The sequence below is a fragment of the Streptomyces sp. NPDC006012 genome (assembly GCF_042871185.1).
GTDB lineage: Bacteria > Actinomycetota > Actinomycetes > Streptomycetales > Streptomycetaceae > Streptomyces.
The window spans coordinates 72,660-94,055 of record NZ_JBIAIE010000010.1 but is presented as its reverse complement, the minus strand read 5'-3'; the positions used below and the strand labels follow the sequence as shown (position 1 = coordinate 94,055).

The following is a 21,396-nucleotide window of genomic DNA, read 5'->3' as shown; positions in this document are numbered from 1 at the left end:
CCGGGTCGGTCTCGGGGTCTGTCCCGGGCCGGGTCGGCTCGCCGACGACCGCGCCTCACCCGGATGGCGGACGCCCCGCCCGGGACGACCGGGGCGCGGGCGGTCACCCGGTTGCCGCCTCCGGCGGGTGCGCCTTGAGTGGAGCCAGCAGGCTCGGGGCGACAGGCGCGGCAGGCACACCTGCCGGCAGCAGGCATCCGTACCAGCCGGGACCGGCCCGAACCGGAGGCATCATGTCCGACATCCCCCCGCCCATCACTCCGTACCTCGAACCCGCCGCCAGGGCCCTGGCCGAGGCCACCGACCCGCACCCCCGGATCTACGAGGTGCCGCCGGAGAAGGGGCGGGACATCCTCCAGGGGCTGCAGAGCGGCGAGGGCGTCAAGCGTCCGGAGGTCGACGAGGAGTGGGTGACCGTCGACGCGGGCAGGTGGGGGCGGGTGCGGACCCGAATCATCCGGCCCAGGGAGGCCACCGGCCCGCTGCCCGTGGTCTTCTTCATCCATGGCGCCGGCTGGGTGTTCGGCGACGACCTGACGCACGACCGTCTTTTCCGGGAACTGACCGTCGGGGCCGGGGCCGCGGGGGTCTTCCCCGTCTACGACCGCGCCCCGGAGGCGAAGTACCCCACCCAGGTCGAGCAGAACTACGCGGTGGGCCAGTGGCTCGCCAAGCACGGTGCCGAGCACAGCCTCGACGCCGGCCGGGTGGCAGTGGCCGGCGACTCCGTCGGCGGCTGCATGTCGGCGGTCTTCACGCTGATGAACAAGGAACGCGGCGGCCTCGACCTCAAGGCGCAGGTCCTGCTCTACCCGGTCACCGACGCCGATTTCGACACCCCGTCCTACCGGCAGTTCGCGGAGGGCTACTACCTCAACCGCGACGGCATGATCTGGTTCTGGGACCAGTACTCCGCGCCCGCCCAGCGGACCGAGCCGCACGCGGCGCCGCTGCGGGCCGGCCTCGACCAGCTCCGGGGCATGCCCACCACCCTCGTCATCACGGATGAGGCGGACGTCCTGCGGGACGAGGGCGAGAAGTTCGCCAACCGGCTGCGCGAGGCGGGCGTGGAGGTCACCGCGGTCCGCGTGGGCGGCATGGTCCACGACTTCATGATGCTGGACAGCCTGCGCGACACCCATGCCGCGCGGGTGGCCCGCCACCTGGCCGTGCGGACCCTCCGCAAGGCCCTGCACGGCAGCTGACGGGACGGACGGCGGCCGACGAGTGGCCGGGGCCGCCGGACGCGCGGCACGCCTCGGCACCCGGCCACGCCCACGGAACGAACCGGCGCTTCGTTCCTCGGGAACCTCGGGAGGAGGCAGCCCCCGCCGAGAGCGGGAGCAGACAGCGAGCCGGCTGACGGAGGACACGGCGGCCCGGACCGGCGGAGGAGTCGGCCGGTCCGGCCCCCCGGAGAAAACGGCAGGCTCAGGACGTCAGCCGCGCCAGCACCGAGCGCATCGCCCGGCGGACGGCCTCGCGTGATTCCTCGGTGACGTCGGCGGTCTCGAAACCGTGCCGGCCGTGCGGCACGTCGACAATCTCGCCGTCCACGCCGTGCGGCCCGGCCGCGGTCAGGAACTCCTCGACGGTGGCGGCGATCTCGGGCGTCTCCCGGCCCGCCCTGACGAGCACGACGGGCGGCGTGCCCGCGTGCGCCACCGCGTCCGCCGGCCGGAACCGGCGGCCCGGCAGCCCCCAGTTCGGCAGCGGCGCCAGGACCGGGTAGCAGGCCGCGAGGCAGCGCAGCCAGGCCGGGGGCGTCCGCAGCCAGTCCGCCATGAGCAGTCCGCCGCCGGAGAAGAACCACAGCGCGACCCGGTCCGCGGCCACCCGTGGATCGGCCCGCACCCGCTCCACCGCGGCGGCCACGTCCGCGGCGGCGCGCTCGTAGTCGGCGACGTCGTGCAGCCGGTGGTCGAGGGTCACGCCCACCACGCCCTGTGCCGCGGCGTACCGGGCATAGCCGACGAGGACCGGCCAGTCCCTGGGGGTGGGACGGGCACCGGCGGGCAGCGGGCCACCGTGCACGAAGACCACCGCCGGCCGTGGACCGGGAGCGTCCGGCACGTACAGGTCGACGTTCTCCGAGCGCTCACGCGGGAGTTCGGGCACCTCCAGAAGGAACGGCCGCTGCGCGGGATGTCGGGCGGCGTCGGCAGGCGTCAGCCGGTGCCCTTCGCCCGCCGCGGCCCGGAGCAGCACCTCGGCCAGCTCGGCGGGGCGGGACAGCATCGGCCAGTGTCCGGTGGCCAGTTCGAAGAAGGTCACCCGCGGGTCCACGAGCGCGGCCAGGGCGGGGTCGCCGAAGTCCACCAGCTTCTGGACCAGTTCGATGCCGGCGCCGTTCCCGGTGCACAGCACCCCGGTGGTGGGCACCGCGGCCGCCGCACCGGTCAGCCGCAGCGGCTGGAGCAGGGTGCCCGGCGGCTGCGGCACGGCTCGGGCGGTGAGCCGTGCCAGCGCCGCGTCGGTGATCCCTTCGGTGCTGCCCCAGCGCTGCCACTCGGCCGGGGACGCGGGCGCCGGCACCGCGCCGGGCTCCCCTGCCGCGCCGTCGGCCAGCCGCGCCCGCAGTTCCCGGTCGGGTACCGCGGCCAGGGCCGGAACGCCGTCCTGCGGCAGTACCGCGTCCACACACACGATCCGGGCGACGCGCTCCGCTCGCAGGTCGGCGGCGCCCAGCGCCGGATGGACCCCGTAGTCGTGGCCGACCAGCACGATCTCCTGGCCGGCCGCGGGGTCCACCGCGTCGATCGTGGCGACCACGTCCACGACATGTGTCTCCAGGTCGACACGGGAGCCCGCCCCGCCGCCCGCGGCCCCCGGCCCGGTGAGGGCGACCGGGTGTGCCTCGGCACCCGCCCCGGCCAGCCGCGCGGCTGTCTCCGCCCACACGTGTGCGCCGGTGAACACACCTGGTACCAGGATGAATACGGTCATGGTCATCTCCTCGGCACGCGATCGTCGCGGACCGGCCCCGTCGCCCGGTCCGCGCTCGCCGGTACCTTAGGAACTCCCCCGGAGGGAGATTCAACTGTCATGTCGTACGACGGCCTGTGGAGCATCGGCGAACTGGCCGAGCACGCGGGCGTCACCGTCAAGACCGTCCGCTTCTACTCGGACCGCGGTCTGCTGCCGGAGACCGCCCGCAGCGTCGGCGGGCATCGCCGCTACGGCCCCGGCGCGCTGGAGCGGCTGCGGCTGATCCGCGCGCTGCGCACCCTCGATCTGCCAATCCCCCAGATCCGCCGCATCCTCGACGAGGAGTGCGAGCGGAACGGCACGGTGGACGGGATGGGCGGGGAAAGCGGCGGAGGTGGCGCGCTGGAGAACGCCGTCGCCGGGCGGCTGCGCGACCTCGGCTCCCAGCTCTCGGCCCTGCGCTGGCGGGAGGCGGCGCTGCGGCTGGTGCAGGAGTCGCCGCCCGGGCTGCGGGCCGAGCGGCTGCGGCTGGTCGGTGCGCTGGCCGTGCCGCCGAGCACGGCCCCCCTGGTGCGGTTCTGGCGTTCCTGGCTGCCGCCGCGGATGCCGGCCCCGGCGGTCGCGGCGTTCCTGGACGTGGCCGTCCCGCCGCCGCCGGACGACCCCGCACCGGAGCAGGTCCTCGCCTTCGCCCGGCTGAATGCCCTGACGACAGGCCCCTGCACCGGCTCGGAGCCGTGCCGGCCCGACGCGCACAGGGCGGCGGGCGTCCGTGCGGTGGCCGGGCTCTACGCCGGACTCGCCGAGGCGTACGACCTGGCGGGGGCGCACCTGCGCCGGGGCCGGCAGCCGCATCCCGGCGAGGCACTGGACGGTTTCGTGGCCGCGTACACGAGTGCCTACGGCACCCGCGACACTCCCGGCTTCCGCCGTCTGCTGGCGGACCGGCTCGCGGCCGATCCGAGGATCGACCGGTACTGGGAGCTGACGGCCACGGTGCTCACCCCGCCCGGTCACCGGCCGGAACCGACTCCCGGGTCCGCGCACGACTGGCTGCTCGCGGCGCTGACCGCGCAGAACGCGACGCGGCGCTGAGCCGCCGCCCCGGCACCCACGGCGGCCGTCCGGCCGTACTCGCGCGCGGTCATCTCCGCACGAGATGACTGTCATCCAAATCCATCGCCGTGGACAGGGAAGCAAAGCGCACCGCCACGCGCTGGTGAAGCCGAGGGCATCGACGAAGCTGCTCGCCCCAGACCCCGGCTCGCCCCGAGGAAGGCATTGTGTCCACTCCACCTGATCTGAGCGCTCTGCGCCGTCCACCCACGGATACTCCCGGCACCCCCGGCGCTCCCGCCGCCTCCGGCGTGCCCGGCTGGCTGGTCGCCCTGCTCGCCGTCTCCACCGGCATGACCGTCGCCAACCTCTACTACGCCCAGCCCCTGCTCGCGTCGCTGCGCGGCGTGTTCGGCGTCAGTACGGACACCGCGGGCCTGCTGATCACCCTGACCCAGATCGGCTATGTCATCGGCATGCTGTTCCTGGTCCCGCTCGGCGACCGGCTGGAGAAGCGCAACCTGATCACCGTGTTGCTCGTGGTGACCACCGCCGCCCTCGTGGCCGCGGGCCTCGCGACCGGCTTCCCCATGCTGCTGGTCGCCTCGCTGGTCAGTGGCGCCACCTCCGTCGTCGCCCAGATCCTGGTCCCATTCGCCGCGAGCATGGCTCCCGACCACATGCGCGGCCGGGTCGTGGGCCGGGTGATGAGCGGTCTGCTCACCGGTATCCTGCTCTCCCGGACGCTGAGCAGCCTGGTCTCCGGTGTGGCCGGCTGGCGCGTCGTCTACCTCGGTTCCGCGGTCCTGATGGCGGTGCTGGCGGTGGCACTGCGGGTGGCGCTGCCCCAGCAGGCGCCCACCATCTCCGTGCCCTACCGCCAGGTGCTGCGCTCCACCGCCTCCCTGGTGCGCGCCCACCCCGCGCTGCGGCGCCGCGGCCTGTACCAGGCGGCGATGTTCGGTGCCTTCAGCGCCTTCTGGACCACGGTGTCCTTCGTCCTGACCAGTCCGCCGTTCGACTACTCCGACGTCGGGGTGGGCATCTTCGCGCTGGTCGGCGCGGCCGGTGCGGGCATAGCCCCGCTCGCGGGGCGCTGGGCGGACCGCGGGCTGGTCCGGCCGCTGACCGGCGGCGCGTTCCTCCTCGCCGCGGGGGCGTTCGCCATCGCGGGGTTCGGACAGCACAGCATCTGGTTCATCGCCCTGGCGGCCGTGCTCCTCGACATGGCCGTGCAGAGCACCATGATCCTCGGCCAGCACACCATCTACCAGCTCGACCCGCACGCCCGGGCCCGCCTCAACTCGGTCTTCATCGCCACCTTCTTCTTCGGTGGCGCCCTCGGGTCCCAGCTCGGCTCGATCGCCTACCACGCCGACGGATGGGGCGTGGTGAGTGCGTTCGGCGCGGCGCTGCCGCTCCTGGCGCTCCTGTACTGGTTCAGCGAACGCCGCGCCGCCGAGCGGTCACCGCAGCCCGGGTGAGCCGGCCGGGCCACGGCGGCCGGCGCCCGGCGGGGTGAGCCCCGGCCGGGCGCCGGTCCGTTCCTGCTCCCGGTGGCAGCCAGGTGTCCGGCTCACCGGCGGCCCCGGTGAGCCGGGCACGGCGTTCCGGGTGCCGCCGGCGCTCGAACCCCCGGTGGGCGCCCTGCCGGGGGGTCAGCTGCCGGCCGGCCTCGGTGCCACCACGCAGTTGGACTTGCCCGATTCCAGTGCTCCGTTGACGGCGGTCACGCAGAACTCGTAGTGCCACACCCCCGGGAACAGGTACGCGATCCCGTGGCTCGTGTCCTGGCCGATCCATTCGTCGGCCGTGGACTGGCTGCCGTCGTCGATGTTGCGGACCCAGACCCGGTACCCCGCCGCCTGGGCGGAGCCGGTCCAGTTCAGTTGGACGGTCGTCGCGTCGGTGGACGTCACCTTGAGGCCGGCCGGTGGACGGGAAACCGCCGCCGGCCGCGTTCCAGGTGGCGACGGCGCCCACATAGCAGTGGCCGGGCTTCAGGTCGTCCACGTGGACGGACTTGTCGCGGGTTCCGACGCTGTTGAGGAACGTACCGGGGTCGTCGAGGTCATAGGTGAGGGCCTCGTAGCGGTCGATGCGATGCCGTCGGTGTAGGGGCCACTCGGGATGCCCCTCACGATGTCGACGCCGGTCGCGGTGGGTCGGGTGACCACGCCGACAGGACCGGCCGCGGTCTTCGGGTGGGCCGTGGCGCTGACGGTGTCCGACCAGGCCGACTCCACTCCGTCCCCGGTGTCGGTGCGGACCTGGTACTCCCGCTTCTGGCCCTCGATGATCCAGGTGTCGTCGTAGCGGTTGGTGGAGACACGCAGGTTGTCGCCCCAGTCGGCGGCGCGGGCCTCGTCGACCAGTGACTTCACGCTGGCCAGGGTGCCCGGGGCGTCGCTGACGAACCAGCCCATGTCGTTGAAGCCCAGGCCGACGAGCAGCAGATCCGGCTGGTACTTCTCGACCTGTGCCCTGATCAGGCTCTTGTCCTGGGCTGCCCGACGCCCCCAGACCGCGAAGTGGTCGCTGTCGAAGTCCGCCGCGTCCTTGGCGTAGCCGCCCGACGTCCTGGGTGGGACCGGGACGGGCTCCGGCTCGCCCGGGAGCCGGGCGGCGCGGGGGCGGCCGGGGCGTCGGGCGGCATCGTGCCGTCGTAGGGGCCGACGAAGTCGACCGCCAGGTGCTGCTCGCGGAACCACTGCCACAGGCGGTAGCGCCAGGTGTAGTCGCCTTCGTGCCCCTAGGTCATGGATCGTGAACTGCAGCCCGGAGTCGTCCTTGTTGGCCCTGGCCCGGATGTCGAGGGAGCGGATCCCTGTGTTCAGCTGGGTGGTCAGGGTCTCGGCGCTGAAGCCGTGGGACTCCTGCGTCTTGGTGATGCTGGTCGTGACGGCCTCGCAGTTGCCCTCGCCGGCCGGGTCGTCGGCCTGCCCGCACAGGGCGAGGCTGTCGTGGGTCCCGGGGACCGAGAGCCAGGCGAGGCTGGTGGCGTCCGGAACGCCGGACATCCAGGTGCGGTTGGCCGGGGAGGCGCTCTCGATGGAGTTGTAGTAGTCGTTCGCCCGGGCGGTGCCGCCGGCGACGACGAGCAGGGCCACCGCCAGGGCAAGACCGGGGACGGCACCGAGCAGCTCGCGTCTGGCCTGGGGTGCGGGTGAAGCCATGACCGACATCGTGGTCCTTCACTCGCTGGGGGCCGGGAGAACGTTGCTGTCCGGGGTATGTGACCCCGCTGTGCGTCCCACGGCGCGAGAGCGGTCACAGCCGCGTATCGGTGGGGCGGTCGGCCACGGATCCCGGGCTCGGACGACACGTCGCGCAGGTGGCCGGAGCCGGACGTTCCGGCGGTCGCGGGCCGCGCCGCCGGTACGCTCCACCTGGTGACGGGGCGGGCAAGGGGAAAAGGAGCGGGCAGCGGGATGACGGATACCGGGGAACGGACCGGGCGGACGGCAGGGCGTCTGTGGGCACCGCTGGCACACCGGTCCTTCCGCAGCCTGGCGGCCGGGCGGCTGCTGGTGTACTTCGCCAACGCGATGGCCCCGGTCGCCCTGGCCTTCGCCGTGCTGGACACGACCGGCTCGACGACGGACCTGGGGCTGGTGGTCGGTGCGCGTTCGGTGGCCAACGTGGCGCTGCTGCTGGTCGGCGGGGTGGTCGCCGACCGGGTACGGCGCACGCTGGTGCTCCAGGGCTCGGCGCTCGGCGCGGCCGCGGTGCAGGGGGCCATCGCCGCGAGCGTGCTGCTCTCGGCGACGTCGATCCCGTTGCTGATGGTGCTCAGCGTCCTCAACGGCGCGCTGGCCGCCCTGTCGTTGCCGGCGTCCGTGGCACTGACCCCGCAGACGGTGCCACCGGAGTTGATCCGCCCTGCCAACGCCGTGCTGCGGATGGGCACCAATCTGGGTGCCATCGCGGGTGCGTCCCTGGCGGGCGTGGTGGCGGCCGTCATCGGGCCCGGCTGGGGCCTGGCGGGCAACGCGGTGGCGTTCTGCGGTGCGGCGGTGTGCTTCCTGGGCGTGCGGGTGCCCGGCGCGGCCGGGAAGCCCGCACCGGGCGGGCGGGTCCGTCCGCTGCGTGAGCTGCGCGAGGGCTGGCGGGAGTTCACCGCCCGCCGCTGGGTGTGGCTCGTGGTCCTGCAGTTCATGGTGGTCAACGCGGTGGTCGCGGGCGGCGTGCAGGTGCTCGGCCCGGACATCGCCGACGACACGTTCGGCCGCGGGCTGTGGGGCGCGGTTCTGGCCGCTCAGATGGCGGGCGCCCTGGTCGGCGGGATCCTCGCGGCCCGCTCCCGGGTCCGCCACGCGCTGCTGCTGGGTGTGGCGCTGACGGCGGTGGAGGCGGTGCCGCTGGTGGTCCTGGCCCAGGCTCCGTACGCCCTGCTGGTGGGCATCGCCATGTTCGCCAACGGGCTGGCGCTGGAACAGTTCGCGGTCGCCTGGGACGTCTCGCTGCAGGAGAACGTCCCGCACGACCGGCTGGCCCGCGTGTACGCCTATGACGCGCTGGGCTCCTTCGTGGCGCTCCCCCTCGGCGAGATGGCCGCGGGCCCGCTGGCCCAGCGGCTGGGCACCGGCCCCACGCTCATGGGCGGGGCCGCCCTGGTGGCGGTCGTCACGGCGGCGGCCCTGTGCAGCCGTCAGATCCGCACCCTGACGACGGGCCGCGCCCCCGCGGCGGCCGGCAGTCCACGGCCGGCCGAAACCCCCGGCATACCCGGGGCTCCGGAAGCGGGCGAGACGCCGAAGATGGCCGAGGCCGCGCCGCGGTGACGGCCGTACCGGCCCGGACGTCATCGGTGCGGGTCGGTTCACACGCGGGCCTGCGGTGCCGCGGCAGGCGGAGTGCGCCGGTCGCGGGCGGAGTGCGCCGGTCGCGGGCGGAGTGCGCCGGTCGAGGGGGGCGGCGTCACGGGGTCCGGTCCCCGGCCCGGAACGGCACGGGAGAGGGAACCGGACGTCGCGACAGGGCGAATGCCGCCTGTCGGCACATTAGGGTTGGTCCGTGACGGCAGGAATCTCCCTGGCAACCAGGCAACGGTCCCTCGGCGACCCGGACATCTGCTACCCGCTGTGGCCACCGCGCACCCACGGCTGTCCGCGTACCAGCACGAGCCGCGTCTCCTATCCCGTCGAGGTCGACTACGACTACGACCAGGCACCGACCGCCCTCTTCTCCGCCGCTCGCACCCCGCGCCGCGCCGAAGGGCTGGACCGGTGGGCGCCCTTACTCCCGCCGCTCACCGCGCCGGGGCTGGGCGAGGGCGGCACTCCGCTGATCGAGTTCGAGCCCGGGATCTACCTCAAGGACGAGTCGCGCAACCCCACTTGGAGCCACAAGGACCGGCTGAACCGCTGCACCACGAGCGCCGCGCTGGGCGTCGCGGCGCCGGGGATCGTGGTAGCGTCCTCCGGCAACCACGGGGCGTCCGCGGCCGCTTTCGCCGCCCGGGCGGGCCTGCGGTGCGTCGTGTTCACCGGTCTCGATCTGCCGCCGGCCGTGGACACGTTCCTGAACGCCTACGGCGCGGTGGTGCTGCCGGTGCCGAGGGCGGCACGCTGGCCGCTGATGCGGCAGGTCGTCGACCGCATGGGCCTGCACCCGGTCAGCAACCTCACCCCCACGCACACCGGACATCCCTTCGGGCCCGAGGGGTACAAGACGATCGCCTACGAGATCTTCCAGGATCTCGGCGTGCCCGAGGCCGTGTTCGTGCCCACCGGTTACGGCGAACTCCTCTTCGGTGTCTGGAAGGGCTTCGCCGAGTTGCGCCGGCTCGGTCTTGCGGACCGGCTGCCGCGTATCTTCGCCTGCGAGCCGGCCGCCGCCGCGCCGCTCGCGCAGGCGATGCGGCAGGGCGTCGCCGCGGCCCGGGTCGAGGTGTCACCGACGGCGGCGTACTCGATCGTCTCCGCGGTCAGCGGCTATCGCGGTGTGCTCGCCGTCCGGGGCAGCGGGGGCCGGGCGCTGGCACTGGACGACGGCCGGCTCGAAGCGGCCCAGGCGGAGCTGGCCCGGGCCGGCCTGTGGACGGAACTCTCCGGCGCCGCCGGGCTCGCGGGGCTGCGCAGTGTCGGCGACGTCGGCACGCCGGTGGTCTGTGTCTCCACCTCCAGCGGGTTCAAGGACGCGGGCGTCGGGTCCCGGACCACCGAGGCGGTCGAGCCGGAGTGGGACCAGGTGTGCCGCAGGCTGCGTGCCGCGGGCTTGCGCGACTGACTGCTCCGGGCCGGCCGGCGAACCGCACGCGGGGTTCGTCCGGACCGTCCGGGCACCGGTGAGGCGCGGGTACGCGAGGAGTCGTCGGGAGAGCGCGGTGTCGGTCAGGCGTCCGTCGCCACAAGTGCGGCCTCGCGGGCGCGTTCCGCCTCGGCCTCGTGTACGACACGGGCACCCCGGTCCGGTTCGGTGTCCAGCCTGACCAGCGCCGCGGGTGTGGCGATGGCCGGCAGCACGTGGTTGTACAGGAGGGACACCCGCTCGCTGAGGTCGTTCCAGCGGGAACTCACCTCGGAGTACGCCTGTGTGCCCAGCCAGGCCCCGAAGAAGCACTCGGCGGTCTGTCCGGGCTCCACGTGCGGCAGCACCTCGCCCCGTTCCCTGGCCTCGGTGAGCAGCGCGGTCGACATCTCGATCCAGGCCGGCCAGGCGCTGCCGAACCGGGTGCTGCCCTGGAGGCCGCCGGAGAGGCGGATGCCGGCCAGCAGGATCGCGTCCCGGGGCACCCGGTGGGCCAGCGTCATCCCGTAGTCCACCCACTCCTGGAGCTTCAGCTCGCGGGGCACGCGGTAGTCGCTGGTGACCTGCGCCTTGATCACACCGCGCGCCAGGGCCTCCTTGGAGTCGAAGTGGAAGTACAGGGCCCCCTTGGTGACCCCGGCCCGCTCCAGGATCTCCGCGATGGTCGCCGCCGCGTAGCCGCGCTCGGCGAAGACCGAGGCCGCGGCCTCGACAACAGCACGGCGGGTCCGTACCGCACGCTCCTGCCGTGCCACAGGACCCCTCCTTTGGTGAAAACCAAACCGAATGTGACGCACCTTACCCCAATCCGCTGCTACCGCCCGGTCACGTCCCGGACGGTGGCTGCGGAGCCGAAGTCCCTGGTACGGACGGTGCTTCGGACGCCGGTGGGGCCGCGGCCGCCGACGCCCGGAGCGGCGCCTCGCAACCGCCGGGAGGAACCGGCACCGGGCCGGACCACCACCCGGCGGCGCGGTGCCGGCGACGCGGCCGCGCCCGGGCTGCAGCCGACTCCGGGCGATGTACTGGCGCGGGCCCGGCCCGAGGCCCGGCAGCGGGCAGCGGTAACACGTCGGACACCGTGCGGCATTGACGCGTATTCGTCATGATCATAGGCTTCCCGGCCATCGCCTCTGGTCCGGCGCCGCACCCGCGCGTCAGGTCGTCACGCACGGACGCGCCCGTCGCGGCCCCGTGCGCCGCGGGCCTAGGGGCGCGGTTCGACCCGTACCACACCTGCACCACCCGTAGTCAGCACTCCGGAGGAGCATGTGAAAAGACGTCGTGCGGCCACCTGGGCCGCCACCTTCGCCACCACCCTTGCGTTAACCGCCGCGCTCACCCACACCGCCACCGCGGCACCCGCGACCACGGCGCAGAGCCGGACGGGGCAGCCGGCCGCCGTGAGCGGCCCGGTCACCCACGCGCAGAACGACCGCGTCCCGGAGGGCTCGGTCTGGACGCAGGAATACTTCCCGTCCTCGGACCGCTCAGGCACCGAACTGCACGCCGACGTCCTGCGGCCCGAGGGCCTGGCCGAGGGTGCGAAAGTGCCCGTCATCCTGTCGGTCGGTCCGTACTTCTCACACACCGGGCAGGCCGTGCCGGAGGGCTGGACGCACACCGGCCCCTCCGCCCGGTTCCAGGACTTCATCAAGGGCACCGACCTGTTCACGCACGGCTACGCCTTGGTCATGGTCGACCTGCGCGGCTACGGCGGGTCCACCGGCTGCCTCGACTGGGGCGGCCCCGGTGAACAAGCCGACGTCAGGGCGGCCATCGACTGGGCGGCGCGCCAGCCGTGGTCCACCGGCGCGGTGGGCATGTACGGCCAGTCCTACGACGCCAGCACGGGCCTCATAGGCAACGACCTGGACCAGAAGGCGCTCAAGGCCGTCGTCGCCCAGGAGCCCATATGGGACATGTACCAGTACATCTACTCGAACGGTGTGCCTCGCCCCCATGTCACCGGCACCTCACACGCCTACAACCTCATCGCCACGCTCGCCCCGTTGGCGGACGACGACCCGCGGTACCAGGCCAACGCCCGGTGGGAGGACACCCATCCGGAGTGCCTGACGGAGAACTCGGCCGGGTATCAGATCGCCGACCAGCAGGACGAACACTGGACCTCCCGTGACCTGGCGAAGATGGCCAAGGGCACCGACACCCCGCTGTTCGTCACCGAGGGCTTCATCGAGAACAACACCAAGCCCGAGGAGATGCAGGAGTACCTCGACAACCACGAGGGCCCGGAGCGCGGCTGGCTCGGCCAGTGGAACCACGTGAGCGGCGGCGACCGGGTCGGTGACGGGCGCCTGGCCATGGGCCGCGAGGGCTGGTACGAGGAGACGCTGTCCTTCTACGACCAGTACCTCAAGGGCGTCAAGCCGACGGCCCCCTACCCGGCCTACGCCGTCGAGGACTCCACCGGCGCCTGGCGCAGCCAGCGGACCTGGCCGGTGGTGGAGCAGTCCGCCACGCTGCCGCTCGGCGGCGGCTCGTACGTCGACGACGGCGGCGCCGCCGCCCGCGCGGCGCTCGCCGCGGCCGGCGAACCGGCGCCCGAGGCGCCTCGGCAGCCGTCCGGCGACTGGGACATGGAGCACGCGCCCCCGATCGAACCGGCCGCGCCCGAGGGTCTGACCCGCAACGCGGCGCGGCTTCAGGCATCCGGCCAGGTCACGTCGAGCTTCTTCGTGTGGTCCGAGCCGGTCCGGCAGTCCGTGCGCGTCACCGGCACCCCGCAGGTCTCGCTGACCGCCAAGGGCACGGGCAACATCATGCTCAAGCTCTACGACGTCGCCCCGGACGGCACGGCCGTCATGTTCGACGAGCAGGTCTCGCTGCTGGACTCGGGCCGGATGACCGTCGACCTCAAGGCGACCGACTGGACCCTGGCGGCCGGACACGTGCTGGCCGTGGAGATCGGCTCCATCCAGACCGGTTCGTGGCTGGACACTCCTTCCGGCGAGACGATCTCGGTCGAGGGGGCACAGGTGAAGCTCTCCCTGGACGACCCGGCGGACGACATCGCCACCGGCGGTGACCGTTCCCCGTATCTGGACACCTACGTGGACTACTACACGACGGAACTGCCCGCCGGACTCCCGACGTTCACGGTGCCGACCGGCGGCAGCCGCTGACCTGACGGCCGGTGCCCGGCCGCCGCGGCCTTCGGGTGCGTCCCGCAACGGCGGCCGGCACCGGCCCTCCGCACGTCCGTGGGTGGATGGCGGCATCGGCGCGGCGCGGTGGCCACGGCTCCGGAAGGACCGGGCGCGACGTGCGGTCCGGCACCGGGCCCGGCCGTGCCGGCGACCCGCAGGCGAACGGTGTTGCCGGGTGACGCGGATCCCGCTCGGTTCAGTGGACGACGGACACGATCCGGCACACGGCTTCGGCGAGCCGGTGTTCCCCGTCGACCCGTGCCCGGGACAGGGCAGTGGCGGGCTCGATGCCGCGGGTGCACAGCAGCCAGGCGGTCTCGGCGTCCATGCGCACCGACGCGGCCGGCCGGTCGCCGGGCGGTTCGGCGAGCGACCAGTGGTCCGCGGTCGCGGTGGCGGCCCACCGGCCACCGGCCGGGCCCTCGACGACCACGTGGACCTCGGTTCCGACGGGCGCCGCCGTAAGGCGCAGTGTGTGCGGCAGGGCCCGCATGAACGTGTCCAGAACCGTGGACAGGGAGCGTGGTTCGGGGTCGGTACCGCGGCCGAGTGCCCGGCGGATCTGCTGCCGGTGGGTCCAGAACTCGGTGAACTCCCGGGCGATGTCCAGCCAGGCCGGCGCCGGGTCCGCCCCCGCCCAGGACACACCCAGGGCGGGTGCTTGCAGGTCGGCCAGGGCGAATCGACCGGCCACCCGGGTCCCGGCCGCCTCCAGGGCGGCGACGAGCGAGACGGGGCTGTCGTGGGCGCGGCGGTCGACCCATTCCTGGTTGGTCCGGTGGATGAACGCCTCCAGCGTCTCTCCGGGCCGGAAGACCCGTTGGTATCCGTCGGGCGCGGCGCCGAGGCGGCCGTAGCAGTCGCCGAGTATGTGGGCGGCCAGGTCGTGCACGGTCCAGCCCGGTACGGCGCTCCTCTCCCAGTCGGCAGGCCGCAGGCCCCGCAGGGTGTCGAGGAGCGCCGCCGACTCGGGGCCGAACAAGGGCCGGGCGTCGATCGGATCGCCCAGCCGGCGGGTGCCGGGCGGGTTGTGGTACTCGGGACTCATGCCGGAAGCCTTGCAGCCGTCGGCACCGGGCCGCCACTGGATTGCCGCCGCCAAAACACGGCGCTCCGCGGCGCCGGGACCCGGGCGCGGGAGGGCGGCTGTCACGACGGTCCCGGCGCACGACGGCGTCAACGGGGCGCTCGGACCGGGGCGGCCGACCAGGGTGATCGGCTCATGCGCACCACGTCGGCCGTCACGCCTGCGTCGGTGCCATGCGGGTAGCGGTTCGCGAGGCGGCGGGCCGCCCACCGCTCCCCGGCGCTCACTCCTCCCCGAGCGCCCGTTCCTCCCCCAGCGCTCGTTCGTACGCCAGCAAGGTGTCGATGAACATCCGCCGCTGGGCCGCCGTCAGCGGCTCCAGTGCCTTGCGCCAGGCGCCGGCGCCCTGGCCCAGCCACGCGTCGATGGCCTCCCGGTGCGCGTCGGCGAGACTGACGATCTTGCGACGCCGGTCCGTCTCGTCCTCGCGCCGCTCCAGCACCCCTTTCTGACTCAGCTCGCTGACCAGCAGGCTCACCGTCGTCGGCGCGACCTCCAGCCGGGCGGCCAGTTCGTTGATGCTCATCGGACCGTCGAACAGCAGATATGCCAGAAGGGACAGATGCCGCGGGGCCAGCGCCATCGACTGCAGCCCCACCGGCGCCGGGATCCGCTTCGCCCGGCCGACCATGCGCGGCATGAGCAGGAGCAGCGCCCGGATCGCCTCGTCGACACCCGGACCGGAGCCGCTCCGACCGGGACTGTCCGGACCTGATCCGTCCGGATCGTCGCCACCAGGTCCGGAGGCGTCCGGTCCGGGGTGACCCCGCCCCCGATCGCCTGGGCCGGGGTCGTCGTGCGCGCGGGAGTCGATTGACACGCCCCACACCTCCAGATAGCTTTGCCTACAAAGGTGCTTTGTTTTCAACGCAAATGCGTTCGCACCTGCCGATGCTAGTGGAGGGACCTTCCGCATGCCCGAACGGCACACCTCGACGGCCGTGTTCAACCAACAGGTCATCGACGAGTTCCGGGCGAAGGCGGCCGGGTCGGCGGCACGTTCGCCGGGGCGTCCCTGCTGCTGCTCACGACCACCGGCGCCCGAACCGGCCGCCCCCATACGACCCCCTTGGTCCATGCCCGGGACGGTCACCGGCTCCTCGTCTTCGGCTCCGACGGCGGCGGTTCCCACCGCCCCGCCTGGTACCACAACCTTCTCGCCGACCACCGCGTCACCGTGGAGATCGGCACCGGGGAAGCCACCGTCGAGCGGTACCCGGCCGTGGCCGACGTGCTCCAGGGCGCGGAGCGTGACCGGCGGTTCGGGGACCAGTGCCGGCGCGACCCGGCCTTCGCCGCCTACGCGGCGGCCACGTCCCGGGTCATTCCCGTCATCGCCCTGACCCGTGCCGCCGAGGACGCGGTGCCGGGGAGTATGTCCGCCGAACGCGCCCGCGCCCTCGGGGAGTTCCTGCTGCGGGTCCACGGGGAGCTGCGCGGGCACATCGCCGCGCTGCTCGACGCGATCGACACCCGTCGGCCCGCCCCCGCGGACCGGACGGCCCCGGCCCTCGGCCGGCAACTGGCCGCCCGCTGCCTGGCCGTGTGCGGTGCGCTGCACGAGCATCACACCAACGAGGACGGCGCGTTCAGCGGCTTCGAGCAGCAGTGGCCCGAACTGGCCCCGTTGTTCGCGCGGCTGCGGGCCGAGCACCGCAGCGTGGCCACGAGCCTGACCGGCGTCGAAGCCCTCGCCGAACGGCTGGCGGGTGCTCCCTGCGGCGCGGAGACCGAGCGGCTGCGCGCCGACCTCACCCGGCTGACCGAGCAGGTGGAAGCACACTTCCGGCACGAGGAGGAACAGTTGCTGCCCGTGCTGTTCGCTGCGGGCCAGGCGTACGGCACCGAGAGGCCGGGGCCCGTGCCGGACCGTTCAGACGCTCAGCGCGACGGCGGCGCCGACGCCCCCGAGGCCGAGGGCGAGGGCCGCTTCGGGCCAGCCGCCCGCGCGCCACGGGAAGAACCGGTCGAGGGCCAGCCGGCCCGGCCCGACGGCGGCGAGGGCGAGGGCCACGACGCAGATCGCCACGTTGTACTCGACGCCCCCGTTCTGGTCCCACAGGCCGTGGGTCCCGCTGACGGTGACCATGGCGTTGATCATCACGCCGACCACCGCGGCGGAAGCGAGCGGGACGAACAGTCCGAGAGCCAGGCTCAGGCCGCCGAGAAGCTCGGAGAGGGAGCCGATCACGGCGTAGACCTCACCCGGGGGTGCAGGGCCGGATCCCGGTCGGCCCGCCCGCGGCCCGCCGCCGGCCGACGCAACCGTACCGGCAGGTCCCCCTCCACCGCGCGAGGCCGCCCGATAGGACCGGACAAGCAGAGTTCCCCTGCATTTCAGCACGAGTTGAGCAGCGAACTTTACCGTTTCATTTATGTCGCAGAGATCGCTCAGCACCTTCTCGGCGGGGCTGCTCGCCGCCGCCGCACTGGTCGCCGGGGTCGTCGTCACCCCGGCCGACGCCGACCCCACCACATCCGGCGCCATCGCGCCCGGCGCCATCGCGCCGCAGAACCGGACCGTGCTGGCCGAGGACTTCTCCCGTTCCGCGCTGCCCGCCGGGTTCACCGCCGTGGAGGGCACCTGGCAGGTCAAGGACGGCCGGCTGTACGGCACTTCGGCCAACGCCGGCCAGCAGAGCCGCATCACGTTCGGCGAACACCTCGACGACTTCCGCATCGAAGTGACCGCACGGTTCGAGTCCGCGAACGACGCCGCCCGCTGGACCGCGATGGGCCTGGACGTCCCCGCCGACGGCGCCGTGCCCTGGCAGATCGCCACCATGCGCAGCGGCACCACCGCCACGAACGGCCTGGAGTTCGCGCAGCGCACCGCCGCCAACGCCTGGAACGTCACCGACACCGCCGCCGCGCCCTCCGCCGCCGGCACCGGCCGCGACGTACGGATCGCCGTGGAGGTGCACGGCGCCAAGGCGCGCTGGTTCTTCAACGGGACCGAGGCCATGCGTACCAGCAGGCTCGCCCGCTCCGGGGGCGGTGTGGAAGCCCTGGTCGTCAACGGCGCAACCGTGTCCTTCGACGACCTGAAGGTGACCGAGCTGCCCGCCGAGAACCACATACGCCCCGCGGGTTCCCCGCTGACCGTGATCGCGCACCGCGGCGCTTCCTCGGCCGCCCCGGAGAACACCCTGGTCTCGGACGAGATCGCCCGCCGCGGCGGCGCCGAGTACATCGAGAACGACGTCCAGCCGAACAAGGACGGCATCCCGTACGTCCTGCACGACGCCACGGTCGACCGCACCACCGACGGCATCGGCCGCATCCGCGATCTGACCTCCGCGCAGCTGAACGCGCTGGACGCCGGTTCGTGGTGCGCCCCCGCCTACGAGGGCGCACGCGTCCCGACGCTGGCCGCCCAGTTGGCGGACCTCAAGAGCCGGGGCGGCGACCTGCTGCTGGAGATCAAGGGCGCCCACACCCGGGACGAGGTCGCCACGATCGTCAAGGCGGTGAGGGACCACGGCATGACCGGCCGGGTGTTCGTGCAGAGCTTCGAGGTCAGCGCCCTGCAGTACGCCCATGAGCTGGCTCCGGAACTGCCGCTGGGCCTGCTGCGGGACTCCCTGGACGCCGATCCGGTGGCCGTCGCGAAGGAACTGCACCTGGCGGCCTACAACCCGTCGGACGGCGCCCTGTCCAAGAATCCCGGTGTCGTGAAGGACCTCCACGCCGCCGGGGTCGCGGTGAACGTCTGGACGGTGGACAGCGCGGCCCGCTGGCAGGCGCTGGAGGCCGCGGGCGTGGACGGCATCATCACCAACCGCCCGGCCGAGCTGTCGGGTTGGAACGCCGCCTGGCTGCAGCGGCAGCAAGCGGCCCCGGACGCACCGGTCGTGAGCCTCGCCTCCCCGGCCCCGGGCGCCCGGCTCGACCGTGCGCAGTCCCCGCTCGTCGCGGTGCAGTCCACCGGCGCCGACCGGGTCGCCCTCACCCTGGACGGCGCCCCCGTCACCGCCGGGCAGGCCCTCGATCTCGCGGGGCTCGCCGCCGGTGAGCACACCCTGCGCGCCGAGGCCACCGGTCCCGGCGGCACCACCACGGCCACGTCGGTCTTCACGGTCACGGCGTCCCGCACCGGTCTGGCCCATCTGATCCTGACCTCGGGCGCCGAGGACCACGTCGTCTCGACGATGACAGGCATGCTCGGCCGGGGCCACTACGCACAGCTCGCGACGTGGGCGAAGAAGCAGGCGGGCAAGGCGGGGCTGTCCGCCGGGCGCGGCGCCCTGATCGCCGCGGAGGCCACCGCTCTGGCCTGAGCCGGTGGCCCACCGGGGCCCGGCCCGGCGTTCCGCAGGCCGGCGCCGGGCCCGGGTCGCCGGCCGGCACGGCAACGGGGCGGCAACGCGCTGCCGGACCGCCTGCGCGGCGGCCGGCGGCGCGGTGCCGCCCCGGACCGGTCGGGGTCAGTGCCGGTCGTCGCCCGGCAGGATCTGGATGGTGTCGCCGACGGCGCGCTCGCCGGTGGCGTCGGACGGACCGTTGACGAGGGTTCCGTCCACGGCCATCGTCGTGGATCCGCCGCCGTCGAGGTTGAGGGCCTGTACGGCGCCGAGGGAGCGCATGAAGCGCGCGGCCTCGGCCAGGGTGAAGCCCTCGCTGACGCCGGGCCGGCGGCCGTCGACGGTCGCCAGGAGGAGGCGTCCGCGGCGGTCGACGCCGGCCAGGGTGCGGGGCTGGCGCACATTGGACCAGGCGAACCCGAAGGACAGGTCGCGGGGGTCGAGGGTGCCTTCGGTCGCGGCGTCGATGTGCACGCGGCCGTCCTCGACCAGGGTGGGTGCCGCGCTGACGATGCTGTCGTCGGGCCCGAGCCTGACCTGACCTCCCGAGGCGTCCCGGATGTCCTCGCGCAGCGTCAGCCGGCGGCCGACAGCCGCGTGCTCGGTGAGCCACGCGGCCGCCTCGCCGGTGCCCTGGAGCACCGACCCCTGCGCGGGCGCGGCGCCGCCCCGCTCACCGCTGGAGACGACGACACCACGCTCGTCCAGGACCACCTGGACGCCGGGGCCCGTGGGCAGCTGGGCCCGGAACGCCGAGGTGAACTTCACCAGGTCGTCGGCGAGCGAGCAGGTGGTGTCGTGCCGGGGCAGTTCGGTGGGTACGGCGCCGGGACGGCCGCAGTTGCGTACCTTGCCCGGGACCCGGTTGATGCCCTGCACCGCGTGGCGGGCGGCGCCGGCCCGCACGGTGACGGTCGTGGACAGGTCCGCGACGCGCGGGTGCCGTCCGCCGTCCTCAAGGATCAGGGCCGCGCGTGAACCGGCCGCCATCGACTCCAGTTCGCCGTGCACGGCGGACACACCGGCCATCGTGCCCTGGACGCCGTCCGCGTCCGAGGTGATGAAGAAGCCGCCGTTGACCCCGAGCAGGGAGCCGAGCCGGGCGGCCACCGCGGAGGTCTTCTCGCGGTCGGAGACGTCACCGCCGTCGCTGACCTCGATCGTGCCGCGCAGGCGTGCCGGGTCGACGACGGCGACGTGGATGCGTTGCGCGTCGACGGGCTGCCGGCCGTCGTAGCCCGTCCATTCGACGGTGGTACGGAGCCCGGCCGCCTTCACCGCGGAGTTGACCGTGCCCGTCTCGGCCTGGGTGGCGTACCGCCCGACCCTGACCTGCCAGCCCATGATGCCGCGCGGCGTGTCGGAGTACTCGTCCCACACCACCTGTTCCAGGCGCGGTTCGAACCCGGCAGACCGCAGCCGTGCGACGGTGGCGTCGGCCCAGTCGCGGTCCCCCAGCGGGGCCCAGGTGGCGGCTCCGGTGAGCCGGTCGACGGCCGGGGCCTGGACGGTGACCGTCCACGTGCCGGCGGCGCCGGGGTCGTTCAGGATCCCGGTACGGACCTGGACGCCGGGCGCCACCTGCTGCGTGGTCCACGCGGTCCCGCTGCCGGCCGGGGCGGCGGTGCGGGCGCTCGCGGCGGCCGGGGGGACGAAGGCGACCAGGGCCAGCGCGGTCCCGAACGCGATGCTTCGTCCGACTCCCTGCTTTCCGCGGCGCGTTGTGCGTCGCGGTGACTCGGCTGTGACGGACATGCCTCTCCTGACCTACGGCTCCTGCGGTGCCGTACGCTGTCCCGGCACCGTCCTCGGTACCATCACAGTTCCGCACGGGGACAGCAGCATTGTCGGTCAGGTACCTGCCAGGTGAACCCTCGGTGACATCCCGTCCACCGTGGCGCAGCGAGAGCGGCGCGCACCCCGCCCGGCCCGACGTCGCGGCGGTGGACGGTCAGTTGGACGGTCGGCGCGCTACGGCGGTCGCGGCCCCCGTGACCAGACGGACCGTGCGCTCGGTGACCGCGTCGAAGTCGTCGCCCGATTCGAGCGCCGTCGTCGCGGCGTTGACCAGCCCCTGGAGCAGCCGGGCCGTGCGGAGCGGGGCCTCGTCCCCGAGGTCGGTGAGCGCGGTGATCAGCGGTTCCAGGATCGCCTGGTGCGCCTCGGCAGCCCCCTCCCGCAGCACGGCCGCATCGCGGTCGGCGGTCAGGGCCTGGGCGATGCGGTGTTCCCCGTCGCGGACCAGCATCAGCTGGGCGCGCACATAGGCGGCGACCCGGCCCGCGGGGTCCGGTGCCGCGGCCATCTCCTCGTGGATGCGCCGCGTCCAGCGGGGCGTGGCCTCACGCACCACTTCGGCCAGGAGTTCTGCGCGGTCGGCGAAGTACTTGTAGACGCTGTTGCGGGCCAGCCCGGTGCGGGTGGCCACCGCGGCGAAGGTCACGGCCGCGGAGCCGCCCTCCTCCAGCAGGTCCCGCGCGGCCCCGATCAGCGCCCGGCGCTGCCGGGCGCGGTGGTCGGCGACGGTCTCAGCACTGATCTTGGGCACGCCCCCCAGTCTAGAAGCCGCCCACGGCACCGCACCGACCCCGCTTAGGGA

The 21,396-nt window shown here is 73.7% G+C and carries 16 protein-coding genes and 1 pseudogene; 8 read left to right on the top strand and 9 right to left on the bottom strand.

Features of this window, described 5'->3' with window-relative positions:
* Positions 1-233: 233 nt before the first annotated feature.
* Positions 234-1,205: an alpha/beta hydrolase gene (locus tag ACFYPJ_RS19605; protein ID WP_389018400.1), complete on the top strand. Its 972-nt coding sequence runs from the start codon at positions 234-236 to the stop codon at positions 1,203-1,205.
* Positions 1,206-1,431: 226 nt separating this feature from the next.
* On the opposite strand, the gene ACFYPJ_RS19600 is transcribed toward ACFYPJ_RS19605, so the two are convergent.
* Entirely contained in the window at positions 1,432-2,946 is a 1,515-nt protein-coding gene (locus ACFYPJ_RS19600; RefSeq protein ID WP_389018397.1) for an alpha/beta fold hydrolase, read from the bottom strand.
* 99 nt (positions 2,947-3,045) lie between these two features.
* Here ACFYPJ_RS19600 and ACFYPJ_RS19595 point away from each other — a divergent pair, with 99 nt between their 5' ends.
* Together ACFYPJ_RS19595 and ACFYPJ_RS19590 are read left to right on the top strand one after the other, a co-directional pair.
* Positions 3,046-4,023: a MerR family transcriptional regulator gene (locus tag ACFYPJ_RS19595; RefSeq protein WP_389018394.1), complete on the top strand. Its 978-nt coding sequence runs from the start codon at positions 3,046-3,048 to the stop codon at positions 4,021-4,023.
* A gap of 188 nt (positions 4,024-4,211) precedes the next feature.
* Positions 4,212-5,468: an MFS transporter gene (locus tag ACFYPJ_RS19590; RefSeq protein ID WP_389018391.1), complete on the top strand. Its 1,257-nt coding sequence runs from the start codon at positions 4,212-4,214 to the stop codon at positions 5,466-5,468.
* A gap of 174 nt (positions 5,469-5,642) precedes the next feature.
* On the opposite strand, the gene ACFYPJ_RS19585 is transcribed toward ACFYPJ_RS19590, so the two are convergent.
* Both ACFYPJ_RS19585 and ACFYPJ_RS19580 read right to left on the bottom strand, forming a co-directional pair.
* Complete coding sequence (locus ACFYPJ_RS19585; protein WP_389018388.1) at positions 5,643-5,969, bottom strand: fibronectin type III domain-containing protein; 327 nt, start codon at positions 5,967-5,969, stop codon at positions 5,643-5,645.
* A gap of 15 nt (positions 5,970-5,984) precedes the next feature.
* The gene (locus tag ACFYPJ_RS19580) at positions 5,985-7,160 is read right to left on the bottom strand and encodes a hypothetical protein (protein WP_389018385.1); all 1,176 of its coding nucleotides are present in this window, start codon (positions 7,158-7,160) and stop codon (positions 5,985-5,987) included.
* A gap of 255 nt (positions 7,161-7,415) precedes the next feature.
* On the opposite strand from ACFYPJ_RS19580, the gene ACFYPJ_RS19575 reads away from it, so the two are divergent.
* Positions 7,416-8,768, top strand: a complete 1,353-nt coding sequence (locus ACFYPJ_RS19575; RefSeq protein WP_389018382.1) for an MFS transporter — start codon at positions 7,416-7,418, stop codon at positions 8,766-8,768.
* A 232-nt stretch (positions 8,769-9,000) separates the two neighbouring features.
* Positions 9,001-10,215 carry a pyridoxal-phosphate dependent enzyme gene (locus ACFYPJ_RS19570; protein WP_389018379.1) on the top strand — a complete coding sequence of 405 codons (1,215 nt, stop codon included), beginning with the start codon at positions 9,001-9,003 and terminating at the stop codon, positions 10,213-10,215.
* 104 nt (positions 10,216-10,319) lie between these two features.
* Here the strand turns inward: ACFYPJ_RS19570 and ACFYPJ_RS19565 are convergent, their stop codons facing one another.
* Positions 10,320-10,991 carry a ScbR family autoregulator-binding transcription factor gene (locus ACFYPJ_RS19565; protein ID WP_389018376.1) on the bottom strand — a complete coding sequence of 224 codons (672 nt, stop codon included), beginning with the start codon at positions 10,989-10,991 and terminating at the stop codon, positions 10,320-10,322.
* A gap of 516 nt (positions 10,992-11,507) precedes the next feature.
* Between ACFYPJ_RS19565 and ACFYPJ_RS19560 the strand changes: the two genes are divergently transcribed.
* Complete coding sequence (locus ACFYPJ_RS19560) at positions 11,508-13,382, top strand: CocE/NonD family hydrolase (RefSeq protein ID WP_389018373.1); 1,875 nt, start codon at positions 11,508-11,510, stop codon at positions 13,380-13,382.
* A 220-nt stretch (positions 13,383-13,602) separates the two neighbouring features.
* Here the strand turns inward: ACFYPJ_RS19560 and ACFYPJ_RS19555 are convergent, their stop codons facing one another.
* Positions 13,603-14,454: a maleylpyruvate isomerase family mycothiol-dependent enzyme gene (locus ACFYPJ_RS19555; RefSeq protein WP_389018370.1), complete on the bottom strand. Its 852-nt coding sequence runs from the start codon at positions 14,452-14,454 to the stop codon at positions 13,603-13,605.
* A gap of 262 nt (positions 14,455-14,716) precedes the next feature.
* On the bottom strand, positions 14,717-15,133 hold the full coding sequence (locus ACFYPJ_RS19550; RefSeq protein ID WP_389018701.1) for a MarR family transcriptional regulator: 417 nt from the start codon (positions 15,131-15,133) through the stop codon (positions 14,717-14,719).
* A gap of 375 nt (positions 15,134-15,508) precedes the next feature.
* Between ACFYPJ_RS19550 and ACFYPJ_RS19545 the strand changes: the two are divergent.
* Positions 15,509-16,252, top strand: a pseudogene (locus tag ACFYPJ_RS19545) (nitroreductase/quinone reductase family protein); the annotation flags it as partial.
* A 114-nt stretch (positions 16,253-16,366) separates the two neighbouring features.
* Here the strand turns inward: ACFYPJ_RS19545 and ACFYPJ_RS19540 are convergent.
* Complete coding sequence (locus tag ACFYPJ_RS19540) at positions 16,367-16,981, bottom strand: DoxX family protein (protein WP_389018367.1); 615 nt, start codon at positions 16,979-16,981, stop codon at positions 16,367-16,369.
* On the opposite strand from ACFYPJ_RS19540, the gene ACFYPJ_RS19535 reads away from it, so the two are divergent.
* Positions 16,869-18,773 carry a glycerophosphodiester phosphodiesterase gene (locus tag ACFYPJ_RS19535; RefSeq protein WP_389018364.1) on the top strand — a complete coding sequence of 635 codons (1,905 nt, stop codon included), beginning with the start codon at positions 16,869-16,871 and terminating at the stop codon, positions 18,771-18,773. The two genes, ACFYPJ_RS19540 and ACFYPJ_RS19535, sit on opposite strands and share 113 nt — an antisense overlap.
* Before the next feature lie 147 nt (positions 18,774-18,920).
* Here ACFYPJ_RS19535 and ACFYPJ_RS19530 read toward each other — a convergent pair whose 3' ends face one another.
* On the bottom strand, positions 18,921-20,552 hold the full coding sequence (locus tag ACFYPJ_RS19530) for a phosphodiester glycosidase family protein (RefSeq protein ID WP_389018362.1): 1,632 nt from the start codon (positions 20,550-20,552) through the stop codon (positions 18,921-18,923).
* A gap of 196 nt (positions 20,553-20,748) precedes the next feature.
* Positions 20,749-21,345, bottom strand: a complete 597-nt coding sequence (locus ACFYPJ_RS19525) for a TetR/AcrR family transcriptional regulator (RefSeq protein WP_389018359.1) — start codon at positions 21,343-21,345, stop codon at positions 20,749-20,751.
* Positions 21,346-21,396: the final 51 nt, after the last annotated feature.